Below are 15,806 nucleotides of genomic sequence, written 5' to 3'. Positions count from 1 at the left end.
GAAAAATAAAACAAGTACATCGGCCTCACTCAGCGCTCCGTGACGGCTCAGAGATCCAGCACCAGCCGTTCGCCGCGGCATCGCGACACGCACGGCATCATGCAGTCGTTGCGGGCCTTTTCCGCCGCGCTCAGGAACGCGTCACGATGATCGGGCGTGCCCTCGAGCACGGTCGTCCGGCATGCGCCGCACACGCCCGCCTCGCACGACGTGGCGACCGCGATGCCGTGCTCGTACAGCACATCGGTGATCGACTGCCCCGGCGGCACGAGCAGCGCGCGCTGCGAGCGCGCGAGCTCGATCCGGAACGCGTCGGCCTCGCCGTCGGCAGGCTCCGCGGCTGGCGCGGAAAAATACTCGTGATGAAGCCGCGCATCGCCGAGCGCCGGGCGCGCGATCGCGTCGACGGCCGCCATGAACGGCGCCGGTCCGCAGAAATACAGATGCGAGCGCGAATCCATCGCGCCGACGATCGTCGCGATCGCGTCGCGGGTCGCGTCGGGCGTCAGCCCCGTGTGCACCGTCGCGACGTCCGCGAGCCGCGACGCGAGCGTCGCCCCGTACGCGGCCGCGTCGGCCGAACGCACGAAGTAGTGGAACGCGAGCGGCCGCCCCGCGCGCATCAGGCTGTGCGCCATCGCGAGTAACGGCGTCACGCCGATCCCGGCGGCGAGCAGCACGGCCGGGCTGTCGTCCGGCGCGAGCGGGAAGTAATTCAGCGGCGCGCCGATCCGCAGCACGTCGCCTACCCGGATCGCATCGTGCACGTGCGCGGAGCCGCCGCTCGACGCCGGCTCGCGCTTGATCGCGATCTCGTACACGCCGCGCTCGACCGGATCGTTGCACAGCGAATACTTGCGCGTGAGCCCGTCGCGCAGATGCAGGTCGATATGCGCGCCGGCCTCGAACGCGGGCAGGGGGAGACCCGGCGCGTCGCTGACGAGCCGCAGCGAAATCACGTCGCACGCGACGCGCTCGCGCGCAATCACGCGCGCGGCAAGCAGATCGTTTTCGATCATTGGATTCACCGTTCAGGAAAACTCACAGCAGCCCGATCAGCCGCCACCACAACGCATTGATCGGGATCACGAACACCACGCCCAGCAGCGCCGTCGCGATGCAGTACCGGAGCACCGCCCCCCGGTCCAGCTGCGCGAGCGCGTTGCCGAACACGATCGGCGGCGACTGGTACGGCAGGACCGTGGTCGCATAGCCCATCACCTGCGCGAGCAGGCCGGCCTTCAGGTGCAGCCCCTGCGCGAGCAGGCGCGACACGATCGGCACGTATAGCGCCGGTTCCGCATTCGACGTGACCGCGAAGCAGACGACGATCGACAGCGCGGTCAGCGCGAAGTACATGAGCATCGGGCTGTCGCGCAGCGCGTCGAGCGCGAGCGTGTCCGGCACGCGCATGTCGAGATGGTTGACGAGCGCGGTCAGCCCGATGATCGCCGCGATGAACCACAGCAGGTCCATCTTCAGCGTCGCGGTGAAGCGCTCGAGCTGTGCGGGCGGCGACGTGCCGAAGTAGACGAGCGCGAAGCCGAGCCCGACCCAGCCGGGCGCGATGCGATGCACGGCGTCGGTGAACCAGAACGCGAGCGTGATCGCCAGCAGCACGATCGCGTGCCATTCGCGGCGGCCGAGCGCGACGCGCGCCGCCGGTATCTCGACTTCGCCGACCGTATCCGCGAACAGCCACCAGGACGCGAACACCAGCACCGCGCCGCGCACGATCACGCCGGCCGGAAAGAACAGCAGCAGATACTCGGAGAAGCGCAGATGCATCCCGTGCGACTGCTCGAGAATCCCCGCCATGATCACGTTCGGCAGGTTCGCGGGCAGCACCGCGGCAGCCAGCTCGTACGAGCCGACGATCACGAGCAGCAGGATGCCGCGCCGCCCGTTCGCGTGCGCGCCGAGCTTCACGACGTCGCAGTAGCCGATCGCGATCGGAATCAGGATCGCGATCCGCCCGAACGTCGACGGCATCACGAGCGACAGCAGGAAGCTCAGCGTCGCGAATGCGAGCAGCGCCTTCAGATACGAGCCGCCGATCCGGCGCGCGAGCGCGATGCCGATCCGTTCGCTCAGGCCGCTCTCCTTCAGCGCGAAGCCGATCGCCGCGCCGCTGAACACGAGCCAGAACGCGCTCGACCCGAAGCCGGAGAAGATCTCGGCGGTGGGCACCGGCGTGCAGGTCGCCGCGAGGAAGAAAAACAGCAGCGACACCCACAGGCTCGCGACCGCGCCGGTCGCCCACAGCACGATGCAGGTGAACACGATCGCGACGATGCGTGCGTCGCCGGCCGACACCGTGCCGCGCGCGCCGAGCGCGGCGACGCTCGCGAGCCCCGCCGCGAGCAGCGCAACCGTGACGCGGCCGGCCGTCAGCATGCCGGCGCCGCGGCCCGGCCCGCCGAGCGCACCGCCGCTCAAGCGCGCATCACCGGCGAGTTCGCCGGGATCTCGTACTCGACGTGCGACTCGTCGAAGATGTCGCCGAATTCGCGCTGCTGGCGGAACGTCGGGTCCGGCGCGCAGCTCATCGGCAGATAGCCGCCCATCCACGCGCGCAGGTCGGTCACGTCCGGCGCGCCGCCGTACACGTTCGCGACCGGCCGCTCGCCGCGCGCGACCGCGTCGATCTGCTCCTGCAGCATCTGGCGGAACATCACGATGCCGCGATCGGACGCGCCGAGGTTCTCGCGCGAACGATCGAAGATCGGGCCCTGCGTCTCGACCGCCATCGCATCCTGGCTCATGAACGTGTCCATCAGGTAGCGGCCCGCCGCGTCGGTGCGCGCCGGCTGCCGGACGATCTTCGGCGCCTCGTGAGCGGGCGGCTGCGCGCCGTCCGCGTTCGGCGTGAACGACACCCAGACGATCCGCGTCGTCGTATCGTCGACCGGCACGCGCCAGTGCATCTCGGTCATGATCCGCAGCATGTTCGGGAACACCATCAGGTTGCCCCAGCCGCGGCCCTCGCCTTCGTATTCCCAGCTCTTCACGATGCCCCAGTCGAAGCGCTGGAAGCCGAACCGCTTGAACGGCTTGCCGAAGCCGGACGCGTCGCGCATGCCGAGGCGCTCGAAGTATTTCGAGTGCGTATAGAAGGTGTGCGTGACGTCGACCGCGTTTTCCTGCACCTGGAACCAGTTGCACGCGAGATCGTCCTGCACCTCGAAATGGCGGACGCCGTCGTTGCGCACGAGGATGTCCCAGTTCGGAAACGCGGGCTTGTGCTCCGCCGGCCCCATGTACGCGAAGATCAGCCCGCCGCATTCGTGCGTCGCATAGCTGTCGATCAGCTTCTTGCAGACGCGGCTCGCCTTCGCCGATTCGAACGGCCGCTCCACGCATTCGCCGGCCGCGTTGTACTGCCAGCCGTGATACGCGCAGCGGATCGTGGCTTCCTCGACGAAGCCGTACAGCAGCGATGCACCGCGATGCGGGCAACGCTCCTGCACGAGCAGCACGCCGCCGTTGCCGGTGCGCGCGAGCACCAGATCCTCGCCGAGAATCCGCACGCGTTTCGTCTGGCCGGCTTCGGCCAGCTCCGACGAATAACCGACCGGATGCCAGTAGCGACGCAGCAACTCGCCGCACGGCGTGCCGGGCCCCACGCGGGTCAGCAATTCGTTGGTGGCGTGGTCAAGCATGAATACACCTCTCTCTCAGGTTGTAGCGGGCTGTATCGCCCCGGAGACGGCTGCGTACCGGCGAACCCTCGAGTCGCGATACGTCCGTCGATAAATCTATTTTTTTAGACTAAATAAAGTGAAGGAAAAATGCAAGGCGGGAAAATCCACAATTTTCAGCCCATCATCGCCGCCGCATCACCAGAAATCGGTCGATGTGTATAATTAAAAAGACGAACGGTGCGCGCGATCGCCGAGATCGACACGCCGCGCGTCGGCCAACCAGGAGGACAAGATGGCGATCATTGGCGTGATGGGCTCGGGCAAGAACGAATGGCCGGAGTGGGCGACGCCGCTCGGAACGTGGATCGCCGCGCAAGGATTCGACCTGCTGACCGGCGCCGGCCGCGGCGTGATGCTGTCGGTCGCGCGCGCCTACGCGACGACGCCGGGGCGCCGCGGCCGCTCGATCGGCATCGTGCCGAGCGAAGCGCACCCGCTGTTCGGCTTCGTGCCGATCGCCGGCTATCCGAATCCGTTCATCGACCTGCCTATCGTCACGCCACTGCCGCGCAAGGAAGCTGACGCGCCGGACGACGCATTGAGCCGCAACTACGTGAACGTGCTGACGAGCGACGTCGTCGTCGCGCTACCGGGGAGCAAGGGCACGCTCGACGAGATCCGCCTCGCGACGCGCTTCGCAAAGCCGTTGATCTGCACCGGGCCCGCGAGCGCGTTCGATGGCGTCGCGGCCGGCACGCGCATCGTGTCGGCGCTCGATGACGTCTATGCATTCGTGCTCGCGCACGTGAACCGCGCGGCGGGCGGCGCAGGCGCGCACGTTCCGTCGGCGTGAACCGCACGCGTTCCGGCTCCACGGCGCGTCGGCCGCCATCGCTTCCCGTCGCTTCCCGTATTGCCGGTCACAGCCGCGCAATCGTGTCGGCGAGCACGCGCACGCCCAGCATGAAATCATCGATCGACATCGCCTCGTGCGGGTTGTGCGATCCGTGATCGTTGCGCACGAACAGCATCCCGCTCGGCACGCCCGCGTTCGCGAACAGCGCCGCGTCGTGGCCCGCGCCGCTCGGCAGCGTCGCATACGGCACGTCGAGCCGCGTGCACGCGTCGGCAAGCGCGGCGCGCAGGGTGGCATCCATCCGCGCCGGCGCGCTCGCCAACCGTCGGTCGAAATCGAATCGCACGCCACGCTCGCGCGCGATCGAATTGCATTCGGCGATCAGCAGCTCATGGAAGACGTCGAGCGTCTCCGTGCTCTCGCTGCGCGCCTCGAAGCTGAAATGCACCTGGCCGGGAATCCGCGAAATCGAATGCTCGTCCTGGTCGGTCGACACGATGCCGGTCGTCACGACGAGATCGATGTTGCGTTCGAGCAGCCGGCGCCAGTGCTCGTCGAGCCGCGTGATCAGCTCGGCGACCGCGAAGATCGCGTCGTGCCGCAGGTCGCGCGGCACCGCGCCGGAGTGGCCGGCCTCGCCGATGCAGCTGATGGAGTTGTGCCGCACGTTGCCGCGAATGCCGGACACGACCGCGACCGGCAGCCCGCGCGCGACCATCACGGGCCCCTGCTCGATGTGGAGCTCCAGATACGCATGCGCGCGCCGCACGTCGAACAGCGGCTTGCGCGCCCGCACCGCGTCGATGTCGACGCCCGCCGCCGCCATGCAGTCGGCCAGCGGGCGGCCGGTGCTGCGATGCTTCATCGCGAGATCGTCCGGCGTCAGCCGGCCGAACAGCGCGCTCGATCCCATGTAGGCCTTGCCGAACCAGGCGCTTTCTTCGCCGCGCAGCGCGATCACGTTCAACGGGTGCGGCGACGCGGCGCCGCTGCGCCGTTGCGCGACGAGACACAGCAGCCCCGCGACGATGCCCGCGAGCCCGTCGTAGTTGCCGCCATGCGGCACCGAGTCGAGATGCGAGCCGACCCAGATCGCACGCGCATGCGGGTCCGCGTCGGGCAGGCTGAAGACCAGGTTGGCCGCACGGTCCACGCGCACCGCGATGCCCTCGCGTTCGGCGTGCGCCGCCAGCCGCTGCGCGGCCGCCGTTTCGCTGTCGCCGTAGCTCTCGCGCGTGACGCCGACGCCGTCCGCCGACAGCACGCGGATCTCGTCGAACCACTGCTCGGCGAGCGCCGTCAGTTCGGCAAGCGGCAGCGCCGCCGCGTCGTGCGCTTCGAGGTCCGCCGGCGCGTCCGGCCTGTCGGTATGCGCGTTCATCACGCCCCCGCCGTCGTGCCGCCCGCGCGCGCCGGCGCCGCGCAAAAGCGCTGCCAGCGCTCGCTCAGCTCCGCGTCGAGCCTGACCTGCCCGGTCAGCGACGCGATCGCGCCGACGCCCTCGTCCGCGCAAAACTGCTCGAGCCCGTCGATGATCGTGCGCATCACGCCCGGATCGCGGAACGACGCCGTGCCCACCTGCACCGCGCTCGCGCCGGCGAGCAGGAACTCGATGGCGTCGGCGGCGCTCCGGATGCCGCCGCAGCCGATCACCGGAATCGACACGGCGCGATAGCACTGGTGGACGAGCCGCAGCGCGATCGGCTTGATCGACGGCCCGGACAGGCCGCCCATCACGTTGCCGAGCGACGGCCGGCGCGTGCGCACGTCGATCGACATGCCGAGCACCGTGTTGCCCATCACGATCGCATCGGCGCCCGCGTCCTGTGCCGCTTGCGCGATCTTCGCGATGCTGCCCGCGTTCGGCGTCAGCTTCACCCACAGCGGATGCCCGGTGCGCATGCGGATCGCGTCGACGACCTGCCGCGTCATGCCCGCGTCCATCCCGAATGCCATGCCGTCCGCCTCGAGATTCGGGCACGAGATGTTCGCCTCGATCGCCGCGACGTCCGGCCGCGACAGCGCCTCGCACGCGCGCGCGAACGCGTCCGCCGTATCGGCGGACACCGACGCGACGACCGGCGTGCCGTGGCCCGTGTACGCGGGCAGCACGTGTTCGAGATAGTCGTCGATGCCGCGGCTCGGAATGCCGATCGAATTCAACATGCCGTCACCCGCGTCGGCGACACGCGGCGTCGGGTTACCCGGGCGGCTGACGGGCGACACGCTCTTGATCACGAGCGCGCCGAGCCCGGTCAGGTCGAGCGCATCGCGATACTCGATCGCGAAACAGCCGGATGCCGGCATCACGGGATTGCGCAGGCGCAGTTCGCCCACGCGTACGCTCAGGTCAGCCAACTTCCACCTCCCCCTCCGTCACCACGTCGCGAATCGCGAATACCGGTCCCTCGCGGCACACGCGCCGGAATGCGCGGGTCGCGCCGTCGTCGAACATCCGCACGCACGACAGACAGACGCCCATCCCGCATGCCATCCGCTGCTCGAGCGCGACCTCGCCGCGCATCGACGGATGGTCGGCGAGCACGCGCTGCAGCAGCGCGAGCAACCGTTGCGAGCCGCACGTGTAGACCGCGTCCGGCCGATCGCGCGCGATTCTCGCGCGCAGCAGCGCGTCCACGTTCGCGACCGCCGACGAGCCGTCGCTGTCGAACACCGCATGCACGTCGGCCGGCGCGCCGCGCAGGAATTCCGCGGTCATCAGGTCGTCCGGCGTGCGCGCCGACATCACGACCGTCAGCGCAAGGTCCGCCCGCGCCGCGCGCTGCACGAGCGGCGCCATCGTCGCGAGACCGACGCCGCGCGCGACGAGCAGCAGCCGTCGCGCATCGGCGTCGAGCGTGAACGGGCGGCCGAGCGGCCCGACGATCGACAGCCGCGCGCCGACGCCGAGTTGCGCGAGCGCACGCGTGCCTTCGCCGGTGACGTTGTACAGGAACTCGATTTCGCCGGCGCCGGGGCCGACGCCGTACACGCTCATCGGGCGCGGCAGGAATGGCCGGTGCAGATCGCTGACGGGGCAGACGAGCTGATAGAACTGGCCGGCCTGCGTGACGCTCGCGAGCGGCGCGTCGGCGCGCACGCGCAGATAGCGATAGCGCCGGTTCACCGCGCGATGCGCGACCACGTCGCACGCGTGCGTGGCGACCGTGGCCGCCCACGGCTGCGCGCAGGCGCGCGCCCCGTCGATCACGTCCATCGTTCTCTCCTCGTTACGGTTGGGCGGAGGCACGCGCGTCAGTCGAGCGCGCGGTCCTTCAGTTCCGGAATCAGCGTGACCGTGACGATCATGTCGAGCACGTAAAGCGCGGCCAGCATCGCGATCGCGATCTGAAACGAATAGCGCGCGGCGAGCGCGCCGACGACGAGCGGCCCGAGCCCGCCGATCGCACGGCCGACGTTCCACAGCACGTTCTGCGCGGTCGCGCGCACCGCGGTCGGATACGCTTCGGACATCAGCGTGCCGTAGCCGCCGACCATGCCGTTCACGAACATGCCCATCAGCGCGCCAGCCCACAGCATCGTGGCCGGGTCCGTCAGCCGCGAATACACGAATACCATCGCCACCGCGCCGAGCTGGTACAGCAGGAACGTCGGCTTGCGGCCGATCCGGTCGGCCAGATGTCCGAACAGCCAGACGCCGGCCATCATCCCGAGCACGGTCACCGCGGTCCACACTCCGGATTTCGTCAGCGAGAAGCCGAGCTGCTTCGACAGGAACGTCGGCATCCAGATCATGATCCCGTAGTAGCCGAAGTTCTGCACCGCGCACAGCACGACGATGCCGATGCTCGTGCGGGTCGTGCGCGCATCGGCGAACAGCAGCCGGAAACGCGCGCCCGTGCGCGCCGGCTGCTGGCTCCGGACGAACACTTCCGGCTCGTGCAGCTTGTTGCGCAGCACCCAGGCGACGATCGCGGGCAGCACGCCGATCGCGAACATGCCGCGCCAGCCGACGCTCTGCAGCAGCAGCGGCGTCAGCAGCGACGCTGCGAGCACGCCGCTCTGCCAGCCGAGCGCCACGTACGACGACACGCGGGCGCGCTTGGCTGCAGGCCACGCTTCGGCCGCGAGCGCCATGCCGATGCCGAATTCGCCGCCGAGGCCGATGCCGGCGATGGTCCGGTACGCGAGCAGATCCCAGAAGCCCTGTGCGAACGCGCATAGCCCGGTGAACACCGCGAAAAGCAGGATCGTCCAGGTCAGCACGCGTACGCGGCCGTAGCGATCGCTGAGCGTGCCGAAAATCACGCCGCCCGCGACCGCGCCGACCAGCGTCCACGTGACGAGCGCCCCCGCCTGCTGCGCGCCGAGCTGCAGCGACGCCGAAATTGCCGGCAGCATGAAGCCGAGGATCAGCAGGTCGAAGCCGTCCATCGCATAGCCGATGGCCGAGCCGGCCAGCACTTTCCACGCGTAGCGCGACACCCGTTCGGGCGGTGCGCCGGCGGGCGCGGCCGCGGAGGATCGAAGGTTCGCTTCCATGATTTTCCGTATCGTGAGGAGGAAATATCGATGCCGGCGGTCCGTTTCGCGGTCGTTTGTCGTTTTTTCTAGACAAACTGACCGCGACCCGATCGTCGGCATCGCACAGCTTAAGGGCGCGGCCCGGGCAGATTCGCGCCGGCGTCGCGCATCAGACGACCAGTTCCTTCGACACCTGCGCGGCGAAGCCGTTGAGCGCCGCGAGCAGCGCGTCGTCCGAGCGCCCGCTCGCATCGCTCAGCCGCCGCGCGTGCTCGCGCAGTTCGGCGAGAAACGCCTGCACCGTCTCCGTGCAGACCGCCACGCCCTCCTGCCGTTCGGCGAACGTCGCGGCCGCCTGTGCGAGCAGCACCAGCGCCGCCGATTCCCGCCCGTGCGGCGCCGCCGCGTCCCGGCAGCGCGTCGCGAACCGGTGAATGTCGGAAAAGCCGACGACGTCCTGTGCCAGCCACTGCGTGGCGTCCATAAGGTTCATGCTTTCCTCCTCGTCTAAATATTTAGACTACCCGCATCAAAAACGGAATGCAAGCGTCCGATGTATCGGGGTAAACCGCGAAGCCTCGCATCGCGATGCCTGCGTCAGAAACGCGTGCGCAGGCCCGCGCCGTACGTGATGCCGGTCGACAGCCCGCCGACGTGATCGACCTTGATCGCCGAATAGAGGTCGGTGCGCTTCGACAGCAGATAGTCGTAGCCGAGCGCACCGGTGCTGCGATGCGCGCCGTCGGCGAGCGCCCCGCTCGAATGCGTATACGCGTAGCTCGCCAGCAGCGAACCCACGCCGATCGGCACGCTGACGCCGGCCTGCAGCGTATCGCCGTGGAAGTTGCCGCGCTGCGCGCGGTTCGCGACGTTCATGTACTGCGCGAACAGCTTCACGACACGCCAGTCGTACCACGCGCCGACCTGCACCGTGCGCTGGCTCGACAGGCCCGGCGCCGCGGCGAGCGCGCCGTCGAGATCGCCAGGCGTCGCGCTGAAATTCACGTACTGGAAGACCACGGCGGTCGCGAACGCGCCGCGCGCGTAGTTCGCGTTGACGCTCCATTTCTTGGCGCCGTTCCGGCCGGCCGTATTGCCGAGTGCATACAGCAGCCCCGCATTGAAGCCGCCGAACGTCGGGCTCGTATAGGCGAGCGCGTTGTTCCACGCCGAATCGCCGACCACGCCCTCGGCGCCCACGCCCTTGAACGTGTGGAAGATCATCGGCGAGAACGTGTACGAATTGAACAGCGGGTTGAACTGGATCGTCGCGAGATACAGCGGCGTCGTGATCCGGCCAAGACGAAGCTGGCCGAACCGCGTCTGCAATCCCGCGTACGCATTGCGCGAAAACAGGCTGTCCCCGGCGTAGCGGCCGTACGCGCCGCTTTGCGGTTGAAAGTAGCTTTCGAGCACGAAGAACGCCTTGTTGCCGTTGCCGAGATCCTCGCTGCCGCCGAGGCCCCAGAACGACGTCGTCATCCCGCCGCCCGACTGCACGAGCGCCGTGCGAGCGCCGGGTTGCTTCACCGAACCGACGAAAGCGTCGGCAACGCCGTACAGCGTCACGCTCGACTGCGCGTGCGCGAGCGGCGCGATGCCAATGGCGCCTGCCGCGCCGGCCATCAGGAATCCTGCCCGAAATCGGGCGCACGGGGTGCGCAACGTCATGCTTTTCTCCTCCCGGCGCAATGGGCCGGCACGTGGGAATGTCTGGAAGGTGCGATGCCTCTATCGCCGACACGTCTGCGCGCGCGCCGTTCGTCCAAATATTTAGACGGCGTGCCCGCGCACGGACACGGGCCGGTCGCAGGCCGTTACCGCGCACAAGACGAGCGCAAGCCGCGGGTGTGCGAGCATCCGTCGTCGGCTACGTTAAAATACCCGATACAAAAAAATAGACAAACATCGATCTTCGCGATGCCCCCGGCAGGATGGCGGCGCGGTCGCGCAACCGGTGTCTGTCGATTTTTCACCCGCCACCTAGAGGTACTTCATGTCCACCGCCGGTTCCCGAAAAACACGTCTGCGCGGCGCGCGCTTCGACTTCGACAGCATTGGCGAGCGCTTGCGCGCGTACCGGATGGCTGCCGAGTTGCGCAGCGAGGATGTCGCCGAGCGCCTGAACATCTCGCGCGCGGCGGTCTACAAGCTCGAACGTGGCGAGATCGTCAAGATCGATACGCTCGAGCGGCTCGCCGCGCTGTTCGGCGTGTCGCTCGCGAACCTGATGGGCGTCGAGGTCGAGTATCACGATTCGGCGATCAGCTATTTCGAGCGCATGCGGCAGATCGAGAGCCGCTCGCAGCGGATCTTCGCGCATTTCGATCCGTTCTCGTTCCTGCTGACCTCCGACGATTACGAAGGCTGGCTGCGCCAGATGCTCGAGGAAAGCATCCCGCCGTCGCTGACCGATGCCGCGTGGCGGCAGACGCTGTCGAAAGTGATGGCGATCCTCGCGGACCGGAAAGCCGCGTTCCGACGCGCACCGCTGAACGTGACGAGCCTGATCGGGCTGCGCCAGATCGAGCAGTTCCTGCACCACGGCCTGGTCGGCCGCCTCGGGCTGCCGCCGGGCGTGCAGCTCGAGCGCAAACTGGCGGCGCGCCGGGAAGTGATGCGAATCGTCGGGATGCTCGAGGACGATGCGAAAGGCGTGCGTATCGGCATCGTCAGCGACAACCTGCCGAACGAGACCTTCCAGATCTTCGAGGACGACGACAGCGCGCATATCGCGGTATCGCCGTTCCGGCTCGGCGAGCTGCCGAACATCCGTACCGGCATCGCGACGATCACCACGTCGGCGGATGCCGTCGCGATGTACCGGAAGATGATCGACCGGCTGTGGACCGATTCCACGAAGGGGGCCGCAGGGGCCAGGCTGCTCGTCGACCTGCTCGACCGGGCGTAGTGCGGCGTCGCATCGACCATGCGCGGTCCGGTGGACCCGCATCGCGTGCGTTCCTGCACCGTTCTTCCTGACCTGGCCCCCTGAAGTTTCTACATAAAAACCGTCAAACTTCCGCGTCCACACGCGCATCGGCCGCCCGACGTGATGCGCAACCGCGATCCAACCACGCTCGTATCCCGATCCGATTCGACCGGCAAGCCCAAGTCCGGATTCATCACGCGGCTCGACGAACACTAAAAAGACAATAAAAACCGCGTCTCGAACAGATGCTCGGTCAACATCGGCCGCTCACCCGCCCGATGGCCGTTGCCAGCTGGCGCTTCGGCAAATTCCAGCGCACCGCGACGGAACATCCCGATCATCACGATTCGTTTAACTTTCCGTGAGGACTTCGACACCGGCCGCCGCCTACGATGGGCGCATGTTTTCAGCACCTGCTTCCAGGAGCCCATCATGCCCACCCGCAGACATCTGCTGTTCGCCGGCGCCACCGGCCTCGCCGCGCTCGCGGCGCTGTCGTCCGCCGGCCACCGCGCGCTGGTCGGCCGCGCGTTCGCCGCGCCGCCGGCCGGCTCGCCGAAGGCCGCCCCGTTCGAGATCACGCTCAGCGACGCCGAATGGCATCGCCGGCTCACGCCCGCCCAATACACGGTGCTGCGCGAAGCCGGCACCGAGCGGCCGTTCACCAGCCCGCTGAACGACGAGCACCGGCACGGCACGTTCGCGTGCGCCGGCTGCGACCTCGCGCTGTTCTCGTCGGCCACCAAGTTCGACAGCCATACGGGCTGGCCGAGCTTCTGGAAACCGCTCGACCATGCTGTCGGCACCGACACCGACGCGTCGTTCGGGATGGTCCGCACCGAGGTGCACTGCCGCCGCTGCGGCGGCCATCTCGGCCACGTGTTCGACGACGGCCCCGCGCCGACCGGCCTGCGCTACTGCATGAACGGCCTCGCGCTCGCGTTCCACCCGGCTGCCGCCTGATCCGGCCCCGCCCCATCCGACTGGAGAACGCCTCATGCTGCTCATCGTCCTTGCCTATCTCGGCGGCGTGCTCACGATCCTGAGCCCGTGCATCCTGCCCGTGCTGCCGTTCGTATTCGCGCGCGCCGACCAGCCGTTCGTGCGCACCGGCCTGCCGCTGCTCGCCGGCATGGCGCTCACGTTCGCCGTCGTCGCGACGCTCGCCGCCGTCGGCGGCGGCTGGGTCGCGCAGGCCAACCAGGCCGGCCGCTGGATCGCGATCGTGCTGCTCGCCGTGTTCGGCCTGACGCTGCTGATGCCGCGTTTCGCGGAACACCTGACGCGCCCGCTCGTCGCCGCCGGCAACCGGCTCACCGGCTTCGCGCAACGCGACGGTCGCCCGGCCGGCCCGGCGTCGTCGCTGCTGCTCGGCGTCGCGACGGGCCTGCTGTGGGCGCCGTGCGCGGGCCCGATCCTCGGCCTCGTGCTGACCGGCGCCGCGCTGCGCGGCGCGAGCGTCGGCACGACGCTGCTGCTCGTCGCATATGCGGCCGGCGCGGCGACGTCGCTCGGCGTCGCGCTCGTGATCGGCGGCAAGGTGTTCGCCGCGATGAAGCGCTCGCTCGGTGCCGGCGAATGGATCCGCCGCGGGATCGGCGCGGCGCTCCTGGCCGGCGTCGGCGCGATCGCGCTCGGCCTCGATACCGGCGCCCTCGCGCAACTGTCGACGGTCACCACGGGCGGGCTCGAAACGAAGCTCGTCGACCGCCTCGGCGGCCGCTCGAACGGCGCGCCGGCGGCACCGGCGGCACCGGCGGCACCGGCTGCGACCGCCGCTACCGACGACGCGACGGGCGGCGCGATGATGGCCGCCGCAGCCGATGGCGCACCGGCCGGCGGCGGTGCGATGGCCGGCAGCGCGATGATGCGCGCGGCCGGCGCCACCGCGTCCGCGCTGCCGGTCGAAGGCACGCTGCCGTCGCTCGACGGCGCGGTGCAGTGGCTGAACTCGCCGCCGCTGACGGCGGCCGGGCTGCGCGGCAAGGTCGTGCTGGTCGATTTCTGGACGTATTCGTGCATCAACTGCCTGCGCACGCTGCCGTACACGACTGCGTGGGCACGCAAGTACGCGCCGTACGGGCTCGTCGTGATCGGCGTCCACGCGCCGGAATTCGCGTTCGAGCGCGACATCGGCAACGTGAAGAAGGCCGTGCACGACCTCGGCATCGACTACCCGGTCGCGATCGACAACGGCTATTCGATCTGGCGCGCGTTCAACAACGAATACTGGCCCGCGCACTACTTCATCGATGCGCAAGGGCGGATCCGCCATCACCACTTCGGCGAAGGCGAATACGCGCAGTCGGAACGCGCGATCCAGTCGCTGCTCGCCGAAGCCGGCCACCCGGACGCGCTGAACGTGCCGCTCGGCCTCGCCGGCGCGCCCGCGAAGGGTGCGCTCGCGGCGGCCGACAGCGCGGACGTCCGCTCGCCCGAAACCTATGTCGGCTATGCACGCGCGGAAAGCTTCGCGTCGCCGGGCGGCGTCGTGCGCGATGCGGCGCACCGCTACGACGCGCCGGCCGGCCCGGATCTGAACGGCTGGGGCCTCGCGGGCACGTGGAACGTCGGCGCCGAGCGCGCGTCGCTGGCCGCGCCGGATGGCCGGATCGTCTACCGCTTCCATGCACGCGACCTGCACCTGGTGCTCGGCCCGGGCACGAGCGGCCGGCCCGTGCGCTTTCGCGTGACGCTCGACGGCGCCGCGCCCGGCGCCGCGCATGGCACGGATGTCGACGCGCAGGGCTACGGCACCGTCACCGGCCAGCGCCTGTACCAGCTCGTCCGGCAGACCGGCACGATCGCCGACCGCACGTTCGCGATCGAGTTTCTCGATCCGGGGGTCGATGCGTACGCATTCACTTTCGGCTGATCGCGCGCGCTACCGCCATCCCGGCGCCGCTTTTCCCAACGCATTCCGAAGGAGCAAAACATGAACCCGATCCCTATCCGCGATGCCGCCGGACGCCGGCGCGCCGCCATGCTGCGCCGCATCGGCGCCATCGCCGTCGCGGCGGCCGCCGTGTTCGGCTACCAGCGCATCGTCAATTCCGCCGAGCCGATGCGCACCGTGCCCGCGCCGACGCTCGACGAAACGCCCGGCGCGTCGCACGACGAGACGGCCGTGTTCGCCGGCGGCTGCTTCTGGGGCGTGCAGGGCGTGTTCGAGCACGTGAAGGGCGTGAAGCAGGTGACCGCCGGCTACGCGGGCGGCGCGTCCGAAACCGCGCACTACGCGCTCGTCGGCTCGGGGCTCACGGGGCACGCGGAATCGGTACGCATCGTCTACGACCCGACCCAGGTCACGTACGGCCGGCTGCTGCAGGTGTTCTTCTCGGTCGCGCACGATCCGACGGAGCTGAATCGGCAGGGCCCCGACGAAGGGTCGCAGTACCGCTCCGCGATCTTCCCGACCACCGCGCAGCAACGCACGGTCGCGACCGCGTACATCGCGCAGCTCGGCGGCGCGCATGTGTTTGCGGCGCCCGTCGTCACGCGCGTCGAAGCCTACAAGGGCTTCTATCCGGCCGAGGCCTATCATCAGAACTACCTCGAACTGCACCCCGACGCGCCGTATATCGCGTTCAACGACCTGCCGAAGGTCGCCGGGCTGAAGCAGCGCTTCCCGGCGCTGTACCGCGCCGACCCGGTGCTATGGCGCGAAGCCCGCTTATGATTCGTTCATGAATCGCTTGCGACCGTCTGCTCGCGGCATGACGGGGCTGCCGCCCGTCGCCCGGCAGAGCCGCCGGCACCACGCACCAGCGGCGTCCCGTTTGCGCCGGATCAACGAACCGGCGGACGCGATGCCGGGGCAAACCCGCATCGCATCCGCCGCGATCGGCAACTTCGCGTAGACTCTCCTGATTCCCGCCGCTTCTTGCGG

The 15,806-nt window shown here is 69.0% G+C and carries 15 protein-coding genes; 5 read left to right on the top strand and 10 right to left on the bottom strand.

Annotation, left to right across the window (positions count from 1 at the left end; genetic code table 11):
- Positions 1 to 47 precede the first annotated feature (47 nt).
- The 3 genes from J8I35_RS31180 to J8I35_RS31170 are packed head-to-tail and all read right to left on the bottom strand — an operon-like array spanning position 48 to position 3,662.
- Positions 48 to 1,019, bottom strand: coding sequence for a PDR/VanB family oxidoreductase (locus J8I35_RS31180; protein ID WP_209928793.1), 972 nt, complete (start codon positions 1,017 to 1,019; stop codon positions 48 to 50).
- A 22-nt stretch (positions 1,020 to 1,041) separates the two neighbouring features.
- Positions 1,042 to 2,439 (bottom strand): SLC13 family permease, encoded by a 1,398-nt coding sequence (locus tag J8I35_RS31175; RefSeq protein ID WP_209928791.1) that lies wholly within the window; start codon positions 2,437 to 2,439, stop codon positions 1,042 to 1,044.
- Positions 2,436 to 3,662 carry an aromatic ring-hydroxylating dioxygenase subunit alpha gene (locus J8I35_RS31170; protein ID WP_209928789.1) on the bottom strand — a complete coding sequence of 409 codons (1,227 nt, stop codon included), beginning with the start codon at positions 3,660 to 3,662 and terminating at the stop codon, positions 2,436 to 2,438. The genes J8I35_RS31175 and J8I35_RS31170 overlap by 4 nt, the downstream gene beginning before the upstream one ends.
- 274 nt (positions 3,663 to 3,936) lie before the next feature.
- Here J8I35_RS31170 and J8I35_RS31165 point away from each other — a divergent pair, with 274 nt between their 5' ends.
- Positions 3,937 to 4,497, top strand: coding sequence for a DNA-binding protein (locus J8I35_RS31165; RefSeq protein ID WP_050016115.1), 561 nt, complete (start codon positions 3,937 to 3,939; stop codon positions 4,495 to 4,497).
- 67 nt (positions 4,498 to 4,564) lie between these two features.
- Here the strand turns inward: J8I35_RS31165 and J8I35_RS31160 are convergent, their stop codons facing one another.
- The 6 genes from J8I35_RS31160 to J8I35_RS31135 all read right to left on the bottom strand — a co-directional run bounded on the left by J8I35_RS31160 (position 4,565) and on the right by J8I35_RS31135 (position 10,656).
- Complete coding sequence (locus J8I35_RS31160; RefSeq protein ID WP_209928787.1) at positions 4,565 to 5,881, bottom strand: Zn-dependent hydrolase; 1,317 nt, start codon at positions 5,879 to 5,881, stop codon at positions 4,565 to 4,567.
- Entirely contained in the window at positions 5,881 to 6,858 is a 978-nt protein-coding gene (locus tag J8I35_RS31155; RefSeq protein WP_209928785.1) for a dihydroorotate dehydrogenase, read from the bottom strand. Before J8I35_RS31155 ends, J8I35_RS31160 begins: the two co-directional genes overlap by 1 nt.
- Positions 6,851 to 7,717 (bottom strand): dihydroorotate dehydrogenase electron transfer subunit, encoded by an 867-nt coding sequence (locus J8I35_RS31150; RefSeq protein WP_209928783.1) that lies wholly within the window; start codon positions 7,715 to 7,717, stop codon positions 6,851 to 6,853. The genes J8I35_RS31155 and J8I35_RS31150 overlap by 8 nt, the downstream gene beginning before the upstream one ends.
- Positions 7,718 to 7,755: 38 nt before the next feature.
- A complete protein-coding gene (locus tag J8I35_RS31145; protein ID WP_050016119.1) occupies positions 7,756 to 9,003 on the bottom strand; it encodes an MFS transporter in 1,248 nt (415 codons plus the stop codon).
- A gap of 151 nt (positions 9,004 to 9,154) precedes the next feature.
- On the bottom strand, positions 9,155 to 9,478 hold the full coding sequence (locus tag J8I35_RS31140) for a hypothetical protein (protein WP_011660795.1): 324 nt from the start codon (positions 9,476 to 9,478) through the stop codon (positions 9,155 to 9,157).
- Positions 9,479 to 9,582: 104 nt separating this feature from the next.
- Complete coding sequence (locus J8I35_RS31135; RefSeq protein WP_209928781.1) at positions 9,583 to 10,656, bottom strand: porin; 1,074 nt, start codon at positions 10,654 to 10,656, stop codon at positions 9,583 to 9,585.
- Between the two features lie 325 nt (positions 10,657 to 10,981).
- On the opposite strand from J8I35_RS31135, the gene J8I35_RS31130 reads away from it, so the two are divergent.
- Positions 10,982 to 11,896: a helix-turn-helix transcriptional regulator gene (locus tag J8I35_RS31130; RefSeq protein ID WP_124557031.1), complete on the top strand. Its 915-nt coding sequence runs from the start codon at positions 10,982 to 10,984 to the stop codon at positions 11,894 to 11,896.
- Between the two features lie 233 nt (positions 11,897 to 12,129).
- Here the strand turns inward: J8I35_RS31130 and J8I35_RS34890 are convergent, their stop codons facing one another.
- Entirely contained in the window at positions 12,130 to 12,258 is a 129-nt protein-coding gene (locus J8I35_RS34890) for a hypothetical protein (RefSeq protein ID WP_260436430.1), read from the bottom strand.
- A 91-nt stretch (positions 12,259 to 12,349) separates the two neighbouring features.
- On the opposite strand from J8I35_RS34890, the gene msrB reads away from it, so the two are divergent.
- From msrB to msrA, 3 genes are read left to right on the top strand one after another with little or no spacing between them, the layout of a single operon-like run.
- A complete protein-coding gene (gene msrB / locus J8I35_RS31125) occupies positions 12,350 to 12,880 on the top strand; it encodes a peptide-methionine (R)-S-oxide reductase MsrB (protein ID WP_050016152.1) in 531 nt (176 codons plus the stop codon).
- A gap of 34 nt (positions 12,881 to 12,914) precedes the next feature.
- Positions 12,915 to 14,792, top strand: a complete 1,878-nt coding sequence (locus tag J8I35_RS31120) for a cytochrome c biogenesis protein DipZ (protein ID WP_209928776.1) — start codon at positions 12,915 to 12,917, stop codon at positions 14,790 to 14,792.
- A gap of 60 nt (positions 14,793 to 14,852) precedes the next feature.
- Positions 14,853 to 15,596, top strand: a complete 744-nt coding sequence (gene msrA, locus J8I35_RS31115; RefSeq protein WP_209928775.1) for a peptide-methionine (S)-S-oxide reductase MsrA — start codon at positions 14,853 to 14,855, stop codon at positions 15,594 to 15,596.
- The last annotated feature ends 210 nt before the right edge of the window (positions 15,597 to 15,806 follow it).

The organism is Burkholderia sp. CpTa8-5, from assembly GCF_017815045.1.
GTDB classification, from domain to species: domain Bacteria; phylum Pseudomonadota; class Gammaproteobacteria; order Burkholderiales; family Burkholderiaceae; genus Burkholderia; species Burkholderia sola.
The sequence above is the reverse complement of the archived record's forward strand: the minus strand, read 5'-3'. Positions and strand labels throughout refer to the sequence as shown.